Below are 13,645 nucleotides of genomic sequence, written 5' to 3' on the forward strand. Positions count from 1 at the left end.
CGTGATAAAACTCGACACATTCATCCAGCCTCGAGGAGAGTTCACCATGACAGCTCCGGCCCCGGTCACGCCCGCCGGCACCCGGCCCACCCCCGCCCCTTCGTCCACGACCACGTCTCCTACCGCAACCAGCGTCAAGCTCAAGGTTCATCCCGTGATTCTCGCGGGCGGCTCGGGCACCCGGCTGTGGCCGATGTCGCGCGAGCAGCATCCGAAGCAGCTGATCGGCCTGCTCGGCGACGAGTCGCTGCTCCAATCGACGACCCGCCGTCTCGATGGGCTCGAAGCCGGCTATCCGCTCGCCGGCCAGCTCGTGGTCGTCGCCAACGAAGAGCAGCGCTTCACGACGGCCGAACAGTTGCGCACGAGCGGCAAGCCGAGCCGGCTGATACTCGAACCCGTCGGCCGTGACACCGCGCCCGCGTTGACGGTGGCCGCGTTGTCCGTCGCCGCGCAGGACGAAGACGGCATCATGGTCGTGATGCCCGCCGATCACGCGGTCACCGACAGCGATGGCTTTCACGCGGCGGTCGCCGCCGGCGTTCAGCATGCGGCGGCAGGCCGGATCGTCACGATGGGGATCGTGCCGACGCGCGCGGAAACCGGCTATGGCTATATCCGCATCGGCGCGCCGCTCGGTTCTGACGATGTGCCGGATGCCGCGCGGACCGAAGGGTCGGCGCGCCTCGTCGCGCACCGCCTCGACCGCTTCGTCGAAAAGCCGCATCTGGAACTCGCGCGGCGCTACGTCGAATCACGCGAATACTGGTGGAACAGCGGTATTTTCATCGTGCGCGCATCGACGTGGCTCAACGCGATTCGCCATTTTCAGCCGGCCATTCACGAAGCCTGCGAAGCGGCCTTCGCGGGCCGCACGGCGGACGGCGACTTCTTCCGGCTGCAACGCGAAGCGTTCGGCGCGTCGCCGTCGAATTCGATCGACTACGCGGTGATGGAAAAGCTCGGCGCCGATCAGAGCATCGCGTCGGGCGTGGTCGTGCCGCTGATGGCCGGCTGGTCCGACGTCGGTTCGTGGGACGCGATCTGGGACATCTCCGAGAAGGACGCCGATCGCAATGTGAGCCGCGGCCGCGTGATGTTCGAAGGCGCGAACTCGACCTTCGCGCATTCCGAAGGGCGACTGATTGCCTGTGTCGGCACGCAGGATCTCGTCGTCGTCGAGACCGCCGATGCGATTCTCGTCGCCGATAAATCACGCGTGCAGGACGTCAAGAAGATCGTCAACCGGATTCGCGAGGATGGCGGGCTCGAAGCGGCCAATCATCGCAAGGTGCATCGCCCCTGGGGCAACTACGATTCCGTCGACACCGGCGAGCGCTTCCAGGTCAAGCGGATCGTCGTGAAGCCGGGCGCGCGGCTGTCGCTGCAGATGCATCATCATCGCGCCGAGCACTGGATTGTCGTGCGCGGCACCGCGCTCGTCACGCGCGGCGACGAGCGCTTTATCGTGTCCGAAAACGAGTCGGCCTATATTCCGCTCGGCGTCACGCATCGCCTCGAAAACCCGGGCAAGATGCCGCTCGAAATGATCGAGGTGCAGTCCGGTTCGTACCTGGGTGAAGACGATATCGTGCGCTTCGACGATACGTATGGACGGCAATGACGATGCGCGACCCTGCGACGGCATCAAGCGGGCGCAGGGTGCGCAGGGTTCATCTCACGTACGAGATCAGTTCCTTGTAGGTCGCCGAAAAGTGCTCCACGGTGCCGCTGTCGGTCGTCACCGTGGGCGTGCTCGTTACGCCCGCGCTCGCGGTGTCCGACGGATAGCGGCGCAGCGGCCCGCGCAATGCATTCAGTGATGGCTTCAGCGGCCCGTCAAGCGGCGCGCCGTGATTTGCGGCGTGATTCGCCGGGTGATTCGCGACGCCATCGATCGACGCCGGTTCCGGCACATGACGCAGGCCCGACAACGAACGGCTCGCCGAGCGCTGCACAGGGTTGCTCGATGCGGCTGCCGACGAAGGCTCGGCGGCGGTTGCATCGGTCATCGCGGCGGCCGCTGCGTCGGTTGCGCATTCACGATCGATCCACTGACGCGCCCAGTCGAGCGCGAATTTCTGCGCGTGCTGCGCATCCTCGAAGCGCGGGCCGACGAGGCCTGAGCGCTCGACACGCTTGCCGTCCCTGGTGATCTCCGCCCACCCGCGATACATCGCATTCGGCACTTCCTCGACCACCACGTAGATCAGATAACCGCGCGAGTCGGCGACCTGCATGCCGCTCGGCGCGAGAGCCATCGTCAGCGACGGGCGCGGCTCGCCGGCCCGGTCGATCTCGGCCGTGTCGAATGCGGCCGGTTCGACGTCCCCCTCCGGCGCCGCGGCCAACGCGGATGTCGCCACGCGCGCAGCCGGCGCTGCCGCTGGCGCAAGCCCCGACAATTGCCGCGTGATGTCGCCGATCGGATCGGCCGTGCGCCATTGGCTCAACGCGCTCGCGACGCCGGGCGCCTGCCACGACTCGGGACTCTTCCACGACACGCCGCGCAGACTGTTGTCTTCACGCGGGCTCGGGGTTTGCGCAACCGGCGCTACGGGTCTGGCCGTAACGGGCGGCGCCGGCTGGGGAATGTACGCGAAGGTGCGGCCGCGCTGCGACAGCAGGCGGACCATCTCCAGCAGTGTGCCGTTCAGTTGCCACTCTTCGAAGCGGCGACGGCACGTGGGACCGGACGGATAGCGGCCCGGCAGCTTCGACCACGGCTCACCCGTAGTCATGATCCACAGCACCGCATTCGCCACGATGCGCGGTTCGGCGCGCGGCCGGCCGCGCCGGTTCAGACGGACGGCCGGCTCGTCGGAGACGAGCGGCGCGAGCAGCGCCCATTCGTCGTTGTTTAGCTCATCGAAAAACATTGGATTTTCTCCACGCGGCCTGGCCTGGCCGCGGCGTTGGGCCTGCCACGGGTTCTCAGCGTTCACGACCCGTGTGCGGCCCTCGGTTGCACAAATTTGTTTTGTCCGTTCGGCTCGCTGAAGTAGTCCGCCCACGCGTGGTGCGGCTCTTCCCTATTGCGAAGCACAAAACGCGGTCTCACTCGTGCACGGGAAAATTTGTGCACGAAGCATACCATCCCGTTCTTTGCGTGAGTACAGTTGAGACAAGTGTTACGGATAGAAACATTCTTGTCCGTTTCGCTGCGACGATTCTCGTATTGCCGTAACAGAAGCCGCTGCTTTAACGGCACGGAATCGCTCTATTGCAATGCACAATACCGCATTACCGAACAGAATGCTCTTTAGAAATGTAATTGCCGATCCAGCACGCATTTCTATGCCATTTTAATGATCGATGTGATCGGCTGTGTCGAGCGTCGGCGAAAGAACGGCGACGCCCACGCCCGGTGACATGGAGGCAATCGGAGGCGCGCATGCGGCTGCTGCGCATGCGCGGAGTTCGAGGCGAGAGAAAAGACGCCGAAGTCGCTTCGAGCGTGCTACGGGCGCACCGGTTTCGATGCGTGCTCGCCGACGACCGTGGTCCATTCGCGCACGCGCCAGCGCGTAACGAGCCCGGATAGCACGTACGGATCGGCCTCGGCAAAGGCTTGCGCGACTGCCGGCGAGGTGCCGGTGAAGAGCAGCACCGCCCCGTCCGTCGGCTCGGTGAGCGCGCCGGCCAGCAGCAGTTCGCCCCGTTCGGCGGCGGCCCAGGCGAGTTTCAGATGCGCGTCGCGGTACTCGCCGCGTCGCTCCAGATAGTCGGGTACCAGCTCGTACATCAACAGGTAATGCATGGTAAGTCTCCTCGCAAGGATGAAGGTTGCCGACGTGGACCCGGCACGCATCGGAGCGCGATTTTGGCACAACGGCGGCTTCCGAATTTCATGCCAATTTTCTATTAAGTTGCATTTGCAGCAATGTAGAAATCCTGATTGCCTGTTAGCAATATATCCAAATACCGCGAGCCGTAATTTCTATTCAATAAGCAAGGAATAATCGGCGCAACCAATCTGCATTGCATAACAAAATTCGCGCGCTCCTTCATTCGACCGTTTCAAACGCCGCATCACCGGTTGCTCTGCGCCACTCAGGGAAAACGAGCGCGGAGCGCTGTCAACCGGAATGCATTTCGAGCCGTTCTGGCAGACGGCATTTGCCATAATGGATGCGCCGATGGGCCCATGGATGCTGGCGTCGCCCGCGCGCATAAACGACCAGAAACGTTTTCACCACCGATGGAGTGTCCCATGAAAATCCAATCCGCTATCGCTACGCTGGTGTTGGGCGCGGTACTCGTATCGCCGGCGTTCGCGGCGAACAGCCAGCAGACCAAGATGGCCGACTGCAACAAGCAGGCCGGCGACAAGAAAGGCGACGAGCGCAAGGCGTTCATGCAAGCCTGCCTTTCCGCGAAGCCGGCCGCCGCCGCGCCGATGAGCCAGCAGGACAAGATGAAGGCGTGCAACAAGCAGGCAGGCGACAAGAAAGGCGACGACCGCAAGGCGTTCATGAAGACCTGCCTGTCCTCGTCGGCGCCTGCCAACTGAACAAGACGCGTAGCCGTTCCTCCAGCCGGCGCCCTGCCTGTCGACACGGCGCCGGTGCGTGGTTCCACCCGCGCGGCGCTTCGCTCGCCCCCTGCTTCGTAGTCCATCCGCCGCAACGCGCCGTTTTCTTCTATGATGGCTGCGGAGACGGCCCACCCTCACATATAGAATCAATCAAAACTGGGCCGCCATCTTGTCGTTGGTGCTACTGAGCATCGATCGGAGGCAAGGATGGTATCGAAGCACAAAAACCGCTGGTTAAGGCGGTGGTTGCTGGTCATCATTTTCTGGGCCGTGCCTGTGGCGATCGTCGCGGTCAACGAGATCCGCGAGGAAATGTCGTACAACGCGGTCGATCTCGAGCGCGCGCTGACCACCTGGAATTTCACTCAGGCGCAGCGCGCCGCCGGCGCGCCCGCGCATTGTCATGGCAAACCCGACGAGGCAAAAGCCGCCGGCTGCCCGGCCGACGTGCTGGCCGCCAACGCGCCGCGTCAGCAGGACGCGATCAACGAATACAACGTGCGTCGCTCGACGCTGTTCGCGTATCTGTGGCACGCGTTCGTCGGCTATTGGATCGTGCCGGCGGCGGTCCTGTTCGCGATCGGCGCGATCATCGGCATGGTGCGCCGCGCGCTGCGGCGCCCGCCCGCGGTCAAGAGTCCGGTGAATCACGGCTGAGCGGCGGCCACGCCGTTCGTAGTGCAATCTGCTGCGTCGAAACAACACTTTCATTTCCATGTCGATGGACCGCGGCACGACGCGAAAATCGGTAAAAACCGGCGCATCGCGGGGCCGCGCCGAAGCGTCCCCAAAATCGCCGCGCCTCGGGCGCTCGTCCGCTTCGGCTCCTCCGATCTTCGCCCGACGCGTACTTCGACGCCGCCCGGCGGGCCGGTCAAAATTACTTAAAAGCACCTTACGATTAGCCTCAAACCCTTGTCCCATAAGGCTTTTCGCGTTGCCAGGCGACGCGCCTTTTACACCAGGCTGTGATATAACTCAGAGGCAACCAGGCGACATCAACACGGTTGCGCCCCGGATCCACCACGGAGAAAAACGATGCAAAGACGACACTTCATGTTGAAGACGACCGCTGCGCTAGCTTTCGGAGGCCTTGCACTCGCCGGGTGCACGACGACGGGCAACACTCCGGACAATGCTCATGTCAACGCCTCGAAACGACAGTCGATCGACGCCAGCGTCGACGGCACGCTGTCCAGACTGTTCACGACCGTGCCGGGCTCGCGTGAGCTGGTGTCGAAGGCGCGCGGCGTGCTGGTGTTCCCGTCGGTGATACAGGCGGGCTTCATCGTCGGCGGTCAGTATGGCGAAGGCGCATTGCGAGTGGGCGGCGCGACGGTCGGCTACTACAGCACCGTGTCAGGCTCGTTCGGCCTGACGGCGGGCGCGCAGTCGAAGGCACTGATCTTCCTGTTCATGACGCAGGATTCGCTCGACAAATTCCGCAACGCGGACGGCTGGTCGGCCGGCGTCGATGCATCGGTCGCGCTCGTGAAGGTCGGCGCGAACGGCGCCGTCGACACGACCACGGCCACCGCGCCGGTGCAGGTTTTCGTGTTGACCAACGCGGGCCTGATGGGCGACGTGTCGCTGCAAGGCACGAAGGTCACGCGGCTGAAGATCTGAGCGCGTTGCCCGGCACGCTACCCTGAACACCTGCGCGCGCATCCCGACACGCGCGCAGGCTTTGCATCCGGATCGCATCGCGGCGAAGGCCGCGCGAGGGACCCTGTGTGGGCCATCGCGCGGCCTTTTTGTTGTGCGATGCCGATGCCGGCGCCCACACTCGAGAAAACCCGAGCGCGAAAAAAACGGCGGCGCGCCTCGCGCACCGCCGTTCTTCGCTTCGACACGCGCGAATGGTCCCGCGTCAAGCGCCCGACGAATCGATCACCTTGAACCGCGAGCGCTTCTGCGCGCGAATCACCGACTGATACGCCTCCACATACTGACGCGCCATCCGGTGCGACGTGAAGCGCTCCTCGAAGCGCCGCCGCACGCCCGCGCGCGGCACCTTGTGCAGCCGGTTGACGGCCGCCACCGCGCCGATCTCGTCCTCGACGATGAACCCGGTCACGCCCTCTTCGAGCACTTCCGGCACCGAGCCGCGGTTGAACGCGATCACCGGCGTGCCGCACGCCATCGCCTCGATCATCACGAGACCGAACGGCTCCGGCCAGTCGATCGGAAACAGCAGCGCATGCGCGCCCGACAGAAACTCGGCCTTCTGATGATCGGCGATCTCGCCGATGTACTCGACGTACGGCAGATCGAGCAACGGCCGGATGTCACGCTCGAAGTATTCGCGGTCGGCCGCATCGACCTTGGCAGCGATGCGGATCGGCATGCCGCAGCGGCCCGCGATGCGGATCGCCGTATCGACGCGTTTTTCCGGGGAAATCCGGCCGAGAAACGCGAGGTACTTCTGCTCGACCGGTTGCGGTGTATAGAGCTGCTCCGGCAGGCCGTGATAGACCGTGGTGAGCCAGCGCGCCTGCGGCAGCGGATGACGCTGCGCATTCGAGATCGAGATCACCGGCACCGAGTTGAAGGTGTCGAACACTGGCTGCTGCTCGGGCAGATCGAGCCGCCCATGCATCGTCGTGACGAATGGCGTTTCCTGCCGCTTGAATACCGAGAACGAGTAATAGTCGAGATGGAAATGCAGTACGTCGAAGTCTTCGGCCTGGCGGCGCACCAGTTCCATCAGCAGCATGTGCGGCGCGACGCGGTCGCGAATGCCCGGATCGAGCCGCAGCGCGCGCGGCCACACCGGTTCGAGCTTCGCGCTCGTGACGGAGTCGCCACTCGCGAACAGCGTCACGTCGTGGCCCTGCTCGACCAGCGCCTCGGTGATGTACGACACGACCCGCTCCGTGCCGCCGTAAAGCTTCGGCGGCACCGATTCGGTCAGCGGGGCGATCTGCGCAATCTTCATATTGTGTCTCCGTGAGCCGACAGCTGGCGCGCAATCGCGATGCCGTCGGCGACGCCGAGTATGACAGCGCCATGACGTCGGATCAATTCACGCGGTCCCTAAGCGCCGCATGCATCGTCGCTACGGAGGATTATTCCCTGGCGTCGGTGGAAAAGCCGCAGGTCTTGCAATTGCTCGGTGCTGTTACAAACGGCTTACATCCGCCATCACCGCGTCGTCATTTGTGGCCCCCGCCCTCGCCCGGTCGACGCACGGGCACGCTGCGCAAATCCCTGAGAAAGCTGTCGCGCCACACCCCGAGATCGTTCTCGCGCAGCGCGGCCATGTTGATCTCGTGACGCCGCTGGCGCGCGTCGAGCGGCATCTGCAGTGCGCGCTGCAAGGCTTCGCACATGCCGATCGCATCGTGCGGATTGACGAGCACCGCGCCGGAGAGCTCGGCCGCGGCGCCCGCGAAAATCGACAGCACCAGCACGCCGGGATCTTCGGGATTCTGTGCGGCCACGTACTCCTTCGCGACGAGGTTCATGCCGTCGTGCAGCGGCGTGACGAAGCCGATTTGCGACTCGCGAAACAGCGACATCAGCTTCCAGCGGTCGTACTGCTGGTTCAGATAGCGGATCGGCGTGTAATCGAGCCCCGAGTAGCGGCCGTTGATGCGCCCCGCCTCGTATTCGAGATCCTGGCGGATCTTCTGATAGGTCGCGACGTCCGAGCGCGTCGGCGGCGCGATCTGCACGAGCGTGACGTTGCCGCGCCATTCGGGCGAGCGTTCGAGCAGCAGTTCGAACGCGCGAAACCGCTCGACCAGCCCCTTCGAATAATCGAGCCGGTCGACGCTCATGATCAGCTTGCGCCCTTCGAGACTCTGCTTCAGTTCGAGCACGTGCTGGCGGCTTTCGTAGCGCTTGGCCTGCTCGGCGATTTCATCGGGGAACACGCCGATCCGGTACACGCCGGTGCGCAGCTTGCGCCCGAACGCCTCGACCATGCCGTCCGCGCTGACCGTGCCGCGCGCGTGACGGGTCACGTAGTCGTGGAACGCCTGCTGGTCGGTGGCGGTCTGGAAGCCGAGCAGGTCGTAGCACGACAGCGACTTCACGAGCTCCTCGTGCGGCGGAATGTTGAGCAGGATCTGCGGCGCGGGAAACGGGATGTGCAGAAAGAAACCGATGCGGTTGGTCACGCCCTCGCTGCGCAGCGCCTCGGCGAACGGGATCAGATGGTAGTCGTGAATCCAGATGATGTCGTCCGGTTCGAGCAGCTTGACCAGCTTGTGCGCGAGCCACGCGTTGACGCGCCGGTAGCCCGCGTACTCGTCGCGCTCGTAGCGCGCGAGGTCGTTGCGGTAGTGGAATACCGGCCACAGCGTCGCGTTCGAGAAGCCCCGGTAGTACTGGTCGTAGTCCTTGCGCGTGAGGCCGACGGTCGCGAAGGTCACCGCGCCGTCCTGCTCGAGCATCGGCCCCGCGTTGGCGACCGTCTCGCTGACCACATCGCCGCTCCAGCCGAACCAGACGCCGCCTGCATCCTTGAGCGCGCCGAATACGCCGACAGCCAGTCCGCCCGCCGATCCCTTGGTCTCCGTCGGCGTCGCGACGCGATTCGACACGACGATCAATCGGCCCATATTGCATGTCCTCCGTAGTTCTTGCGGTGCGCCGCGCCGACTGCGCGGGCGTGGTGCGCCCGTTAATAGCAATCGGCGTGCCCGCGCATCGTTGGGCGTGAGCGCGGCCGCGAGTCGCGATTAGTGATTAGCGATTCGTGATTGGCGCTCGGCAACGCATGGCTAAGCCTGTTCCTTCGCCTTATGCGGGACTTCGGCCGCGCCAGTGCGGCCGAGGCGGCTCGCCACCGGATCGGCTTCGGTATGCGCGGCGGTGCTGCCGGCGGGCGCCTGCCGGCTGCGCGGCAGCCAGTCGATCGGACCCGCGCCGCTGGTCTCCAGCTCCGCCGACACCTCCGCACGCGCCCGCGGCAGGTATTCCGGGTAATGCCGGTGCACGAAATCGAGCAGCCCTTCGCGCACGCGGCAGCGCAAATCCCACGCGAGGCCGGAATCGGGCGCGCTGACGAGCGCGCGCAACTGCATCGCGCGTTCGGTGCAGTCCGTTACCTGCAGTACCTGCACGCGGCGGTCCCACTCGGGCGCATTCTCGACGATGCGCGCGAGCTCCTCGCGCAGCGGGGCGAGAGGCATCCGGTAATCGACGAACAGAAACACGGTGCCGATGATTTGCGAGCTGTTGCGCGTCCAGTTCGTGAACGGGTTTTCGATAAACCATTGCAGCGGCACGATCAGGCGGCGCTGGTCCCACAGCCGCACCGACACGTAGGTGCCGGTGATTTCCTCGATGCGTCCCCACTCGTTCTGGATCACGACAACGTCGTCGAGGCGGATCGGTTGCGACAGCGCGATCTGCAAACCGGCGATCAGGTTGCCGAGCACCGGCCGCGCCGCGATACCGGCGACCAGACCGGCGACACCGGCGGAAGCCAGCAGGCTCGCACCGATTTGCCGCACATTGGGCAAGGTCATCAGCGCACCGCCGACACCGATGATCACGATCACGATCATCACCGAGCGCGCGAGCACACGCGCCTGCGTATGGATGCGGCGCGCCTGCAGGTTATCGGCGCTATCGAGCGGATGGGCGCGGATGATCGCTTCGCCGATCGCCGCGGCCGAGCGTACCGACAGCCACGTGAGCGCGGCGATCAGCGCGATGCCGGTGATGTCGCGCACCGGTTCGATGAAGTTGAGGGTATCGGGCGCCTCGGACCAGACCCACGCGAGCACGAGGATCACGAGGACGAACAGCGACGGCTTGTCGATGTAGCGCAGCACGACGCTCGTCAGCGCATGCGGCTGCGCGAGACGCATCACGACGCGCGCGCCGAAGCGGTGAACGCCGATCGCCACGATCGTCACGAAGGCCGTCACGATCAGCGCGCCGAGCCACGTATGCAGCGGCGCGGCGGCCACGCGGTAGAAGTCGTCGATAGTAGGCATAACGGGCATCTTCCTCCGGGCTCGATGAGCGGCGGCGCGCCTGCGGGACTACTGACATCCGGGGGTGCCCCAGCGGGAGCGATGACCCCGACACCGAGGCGCACGACGGCGCCTGGGCGTTACAACGGGTTCTTCGATGCGCGGCGGTTATCGGTCAGCTGCCGCTCTTGCAGGGAAACGCCTTGCCGAGACCCAGCGAAATCGCCGTGCTCGCGTTGTAGCCCGCGGCGTTCGGATTCTCGGCGATGTATTTGCGCACCGCGTCGGTCAACTGCGCCGAGCGCGCATCCGGCGGCAGGCAGAAGTACTGGCCGACGCGCGGACCGGTGGTGCCGCCGATCGCGTCGATCGTGTTGAAGATGCCGTCGGCCGCGCCTTCGATGTAGGCCGCGCAGGCGCTACGCGAAGCGATGTCCGTCTTGGTGCACAGCTTGTTGAGGTCGCCTCCCGTAAACGCGGCTGCCGAAAGCGGCAAGGCAAGCGCGCCGGCGAAAATCAATGCCCGCAGCATGGTGTTCCTTTCCAGGGTTGTTTATCACGCGGTCTTTCTGCCGCGTCCGGACGGCGCGCTACGCGGCGCGCCGAAGTCGTCATTCTGCACTGTTTTACACGGCGGCAGCAGGCCCGCTGCCGCGCGGCTCCGACAAAACCGCAGCAAAACGGCACGGCCTCGCGGGCGCGCCGCGCCGCCTGCCGACAGCGTCATTGCTTCTGCTGCTGGGTCTGCTGCATGCGCGCCGTGAGTCCTTCGACGACGTCAGGCTCCTTGTAGGTCTTGGCGAAATCGAGCGCGGTCATGCCGATCTGGTTTTTCACCGACAGGTCCGCGCCGTTGTCGAGCAGCAGCTTGACGGTCGACACGTGGCCGCCGCGCGCGGCCATCATCAGCGGCGTGGTGCCGTTCGGCGAGCCGGTGTCGACGTAGGCCGAGTGGTCGAGCAGCACCTTGACGATGTCGTCGTGGCCGTTCGCGGCCGCGTAGTGCAGCGGCGCCCAGCCCTTCTTGTTGACCTCGGCGTCCTTCGCGATCAGCAGATTCACGAGGTTCAGGTCGCCGACCAGCGACGCCATCATCAGCGCGTTCTCACCGGCCTTGTCCTGAATCTCGATGTCGGTCTTCGGGTTCGCGAGCAGCGCGGCCGCGACCTTGTCGGATTTCTCGCGCGCGGCGATCACGAGCAGCGGCATGCCCTGGTTGTCGACGCTGTTCGGGTCCATGCCCTTGGCGAGCAGCTTGTTGACGCCGCTGACGTCGTCGAACTTGACCGCCTTGATCAGCGTGTCGATCGGCGCTGCATGCGCGGGCACCGCGACTAGCGCCGCGCAGGCGAGCGCGGCGGCGCACGCAAGACGGCGTGCCGGCGAGAGAGCCCGGGCGGCCGGCCCGGCGTACAGCGGTTGAAAATCAGCGGACGACGTCGAAATGTTTTTCATATGGTACTTTAGGAAAGTTTCCTATCTCTTTGATAATTCAGCTTTTTCAGACGCCGTCCGGTGCGGCGATTCCGAACAGTCTGAAGAAGTTTTGCGTGGTTGCGGCGGCTAGCGCCTCGTCCGGCATCTCGCGTTGCTGCGCGATGAAGCGTCCGACATAACTGACGTACGCAGGTTCATTCGGCTTGCCGCGATACGGCACCGGCGCCAGATACGGCGAATCGGTTTCGATCAGCAGACGCTCGAGCGGCACGCGGCGCGCGACCTCCTGCACATCGGTCGCGTTCTTGAACGTGACGATGCCCGACAGCGAAATGTAGAAATTCTGCGCAAGCGCCTGCTCGGCGATGGCCCACGGTTCCGTGAAGCAATGCATCACGCCGCCCGGCACGCCCGCGCGCTCCTCGGCCATGATGCGCAACGTGTCTTCCGACGACGAGCGGGTGTGGATGATCAGCGGCTTACCCGTCGCGTGCGCGGCGCGGATGTGGGTGCGAAAGCGCTCGCGCTGCCACTCCATGTCGGCGATCGAGCGGCCTTCGAGGCGGTAGTAGTCGAGCCCGGTTTCGCCGATCGCGACGACCTTCGGATGCTCGGCCAGTTCGACCAGCTCGGCCACGCTCGGCTCGCGCATGTGCTCGTGATCGGGATGCACGCCGACCGACGCGTACACGTTGTCATGGCGGCTGGCGATATCGAGCACCGACGGCAGCGTTTCGAGGTCCACCGACACGCACAGCGCGTGCGACACCGAATGGCTGCGCATGCTTTCCAGCACTTGCGGCAGACGGTCCGCGAGTCCTTCGAAGTTGATATGGCAGTGTGAGTCGACAAACATGGTCAGGTCCTGCGAAAAAGGGCTTTGCGGCCGGGCGACGGCGTGGCCGGGGCCGCTTGGGACAGCTTGGGTATGTTCACGCAGCGTGCTCAACTCGCGTGCGCAAGGCGCTTGCCAAGAATCACCAGATCGCGCTCGACGCCGTCGAGCACCGCAACGCGCGGCAGCGTGCCCCATGCGTCGAAGCCGAAGCCGCGGAACAGCCGCACGCTCGCTTCATTGTGACCGAACACGAAGCCGAGCACCGTGTCGATGCCAAGCCCCGGTGCCGCGTCGAGCGAAGCCGCCAGCAGCTGCTTGCCGAGACCCTGGCCGCGCGCGCTTTCGTCGAGATAGATGCTGACTTCGGCGGTGCGCTGGTAGGCCGGACGGCCATAAAAATCCGAAAAGCTCAGCCACGCGATCACGCGCCCCGCCTGCTGCGGATCTTCGACCACCCACAACGGCCGCTTTTGCGGACCGTGCGCATGAAACCACGCATGCCGGCTCTCGATGCTGACCGGTTCGAGGTCCGCGGTGACCTGACGCGACGGGATCGTCGAATTGTAGATGGCGACGATCGCGGGCAGATCGTCGAGCGTGGCGTCGCGGTAGGAAAGGCTCATGGTGGCTTGGCTTGAATGGAATGAGACGGAAGGCTGTCTGGCTGCGGGCTCACGCAAACAGCGCGCGATAGCCGATGAACAGTTCCTCGAACACGAGCCGCGCGTTCAGCGGATGGTTTTCGACCGCGCGCTGGCGCGTGACGGTGCGCAGAAAGCGCGCGAATGCATTGGCGTCGGCCTGCGCGGCGCATCGCGCAAGCGCGGCCGACGCCTGCGGGAAATAGCGCGGCGCGCCGGCCGTGCGCTGCGCGAGCAGATCGTACATCCAGCGCTGCTG

Annotated in this window: 13 protein-coding genes and 1 pseudogene; 4 read left to right on the forward strand and 10 right to left on the reverse strand. The window is 64.9% G+C overall.

The genetic code is table 11. The features are described 5' to 3' along the window. Window positions 1–46 precede the first annotated feature (46 nt). Complete coding sequence (locus AB3X89_RS28550) at window positions 47–1,624, forward strand: mannose-1-phosphate guanylyltransferase/mannose-6-phosphate isomerase (protein WP_368586281.1); 1,578 nt, start codon at window positions 47–49, stop codon at window positions 1,622–1,624. Between the two features lie 49 nt (window positions 1,625–1,673). Here the strand turns inward: AB3X89_RS28550 and AB3X89_RS28555 are convergent, their stop codons facing one another. Further along, complete coding sequence (locus AB3X89_RS28555) at window positions 1,674–2,879, reverse strand: transposase (RefSeq protein WP_368586282.1); 1,206 nt, start codon at window positions 2,877–2,879, stop codon at window positions 1,674–1,676. 581 nt (window positions 2,880–3,460) lie between these two features. After that, on the reverse strand, window positions 3,461–3,760 hold the full coding sequence (locus tag AB3X89_RS28560) for a YciI-like protein (RefSeq protein ID WP_368586283.1): 300 nt from the start codon (window positions 3,758–3,760) through the stop codon (window positions 3,461–3,463). A gap of 453 nt (window positions 3,761–4,213) precedes the next feature. Between AB3X89_RS28560 and AB3X89_RS28565 the strand changes: the two genes are divergently transcribed. From AB3X89_RS28565 to AB3X89_RS28575, 3 genes are all read left to right on the forward strand, one after another. Then, window positions 4,214–4,513, forward strand: coding sequence for a PsiF family protein (locus tag AB3X89_RS28565; protein WP_368586284.1), 300 nt, complete (start codon window positions 4,214–4,216; stop codon window positions 4,511–4,513). A 231-nt stretch (window positions 4,514–4,744) separates the two neighbouring features. Next, a complete protein-coding gene (locus tag AB3X89_RS28570) occupies window positions 4,745–5,194 on the forward strand; it encodes a hypothetical protein (RefSeq protein WP_368586285.1) in 450 nt (149 codons plus the stop codon). Between the two features lie 381 nt (window positions 5,195–5,575). Continuing rightward, on the forward strand, window positions 5,576–6,163 hold the full coding sequence (locus AB3X89_RS28575) for a YSC84-related protein (protein ID WP_026228012.1): 588 nt from the start codon (window positions 5,576–5,578) through the stop codon (window positions 6,161–6,163). A 244-nt stretch (window positions 6,164–6,407) separates the two neighbouring features. Here the strand turns inward: AB3X89_RS28575 and AB3X89_RS28580 are convergent, their stop codons facing one another. The 8 genes and pseudogenes from AB3X89_RS28580 to AB3X89_RS28615 form a co-directional block, all read right to left on the reverse strand. Beyond that, the gene (locus AB3X89_RS28580; protein ID WP_176119827.1) at window positions 6,408–7,475 is read right to left on the reverse strand and encodes a glycosyltransferase family 4 protein; all 1,068 of its coding nucleotides are present in this window, start codon (window positions 7,473–7,475) and stop codon (window positions 6,408–6,410) included. A 217-nt stretch (window positions 7,476–7,692) separates the two neighbouring features. Then, window positions 7,693–9,105 carry an alpha,alpha-trehalose-phosphate synthase (UDP-forming) gene (gene otsA, locus AB3X89_RS28585; protein WP_368586286.1) on the reverse strand — a complete coding sequence of 471 codons (1,413 nt, stop codon included), beginning with the start codon at window positions 9,103–9,105 and terminating at the stop codon, window positions 7,693–7,695. 162 nt (window positions 9,106–9,267) lie between these two features. After that, window positions 9,268–10,491, reverse strand: coding sequence for a mechanosensitive ion channel family protein (locus AB3X89_RS28590; RefSeq protein ID WP_368586287.1), 1,224 nt, complete (start codon window positions 10,489–10,491; stop codon window positions 9,268–9,270). Between the two features lie 154 nt (window positions 10,492–10,645). Next, complete coding sequence (locus AB3X89_RS28595) at window positions 10,646–11,002, reverse strand: Rap1a/Tai family immunity protein (RefSeq protein ID WP_018431989.1); 357 nt, start codon at window positions 11,000–11,002, stop codon at window positions 10,646–10,648. A gap of 191 nt (window positions 11,003–11,193) precedes the next feature. Then, complete coding sequence (locus tag AB3X89_RS28600; RefSeq protein ID WP_368586288.1) at window positions 11,194–11,925, reverse strand: ankyrin repeat domain-containing protein; 732 nt, start codon at window positions 11,923–11,925, stop codon at window positions 11,194–11,196. A gap of 46 nt (window positions 11,926–11,971) precedes the next feature. After that, window positions 11,972–12,763, reverse strand: a complete 792-nt coding sequence (locus AB3X89_RS28605; protein ID WP_368586289.1) for a TatD family hydrolase — start codon at window positions 12,761–12,763, stop codon at window positions 11,972–11,974. Window positions 12,764–12,852: 89 nt separating this feature from the next. Further along, entirely contained in the window at window positions 12,853–13,368 is a 516-nt protein-coding gene (locus tag AB3X89_RS28610; protein WP_368586290.1) for an N-acetyltransferase family protein, read from the reverse strand. A gap of 49 nt (window positions 13,369–13,417) precedes the next feature. Beyond that, window positions 13,418–13,645: pseudogene (locus tag AB3X89_RS28615) on the reverse strand (DNA polymerase III subunit delta'); the annotation flags it as partial.

It is taken from the genome of Paraburkholderia sp. BR14320 (genome assembly GCF_040948665.1).
In the GTDB taxonomy this organism is placed as follows: Bacteria; Pseudomonadota; Gammaproteobacteria; order Burkholderiales; family Burkholderiaceae; genus Paraburkholderia; species Paraburkholderia youngii.

What these genes read in the sequence shown, in the direction of transcription:
- AB3X89_RS28575 (WP_026228012.1), top strand. Translation starts at nt 5,576, where the DNA reads ATGCAAAGACGACACTTCATGTTGAAGACGACCGCTGCGCTAGCTTTC.
- AB3X89_RS28550 (WP_368586281.1), top strand. Translation starts at nt 47, where the DNA reads ATGACAGCTCCGGCCCCGGTCACGCCCGCCGGCACCCGGCCCACCCCC.
- AB3X89_RS28560 (WP_368586283.1), bottom strand. Translation starts at nt 3,760, where the DNA reads ATGCATTACCTGTTGATGTACGAGCTGGTACCCGACTATCTGGAGCGA.
- AB3X89_RS28590 (WP_368586287.1), bottom strand. Translation starts at nt 10,491, where the DNA reads ATGCCTACTATCGACGACTTCTACCGCGTGGCCGCCGCGCCGCTGCAT.
- AB3X89_RS28605 (WP_368586289.1), bottom strand. Translation starts at nt 12,763, where the DNA reads ATGTTTGTCGACTCACACTGCCATATCAACTTCGAAGGACTCGCGGAC.
- AB3X89_RS28570 (WP_368586285.1), top strand. Translation starts at nt 4,745, where the DNA reads ATGGTATCGAAGCACAAAAACCGCTGGTTAAGGCGGTGGTTGCTGGTC.
- AB3X89_RS28580 (WP_176119827.1), bottom strand. Translation starts at nt 7,475, where the DNA reads ATGAAGATTGCGCAGATCGCCCCGCTGACCGAATCGGTGCCGCCGAAG.
- AB3X89_RS28610 (WP_368586290.1), bottom strand. Translation starts at nt 13,368, where the DNA reads ATGAGCCTTTCCTACCGCGACGCCACGCTCGACGATCTGCCCGCGATC.
- AB3X89_RS28565 (WP_368586284.1), top strand. Translation starts at nt 4,214, where the DNA reads ATGAAAATCCAATCCGCTATCGCTACGCTGGTGTTGGGCGCGGTACTC.
- otsA (WP_368586286.1), bottom strand. Translation starts at nt 9,105, where the DNA reads ATGGGCCGATTGATCGTCGTGTCGAATCGCGTCGCGACGCCGACGGAG.
- AB3X89_RS28555 (WP_368586282.1), bottom strand. Translation starts at nt 2,879, where the DNA reads ATGTTTTTCGATGAGCTAAACAACGACGAATGGGCGCTGCTCGCGCCG.
- AB3X89_RS28600 (WP_368586288.1), bottom strand. Translation starts at nt 11,925, where the DNA reads ATGAAAAACATTTCGACGTCGTCCGCTGATTTTCAACCGCTGTACGCC.
- AB3X89_RS28595 (WP_018431989.1), bottom strand. Translation starts at nt 11,002, where the DNA reads ATGCTGCGGGCATTGATTTTCGCCGGCGCGCTTGCCTTGCCGCTTTCG.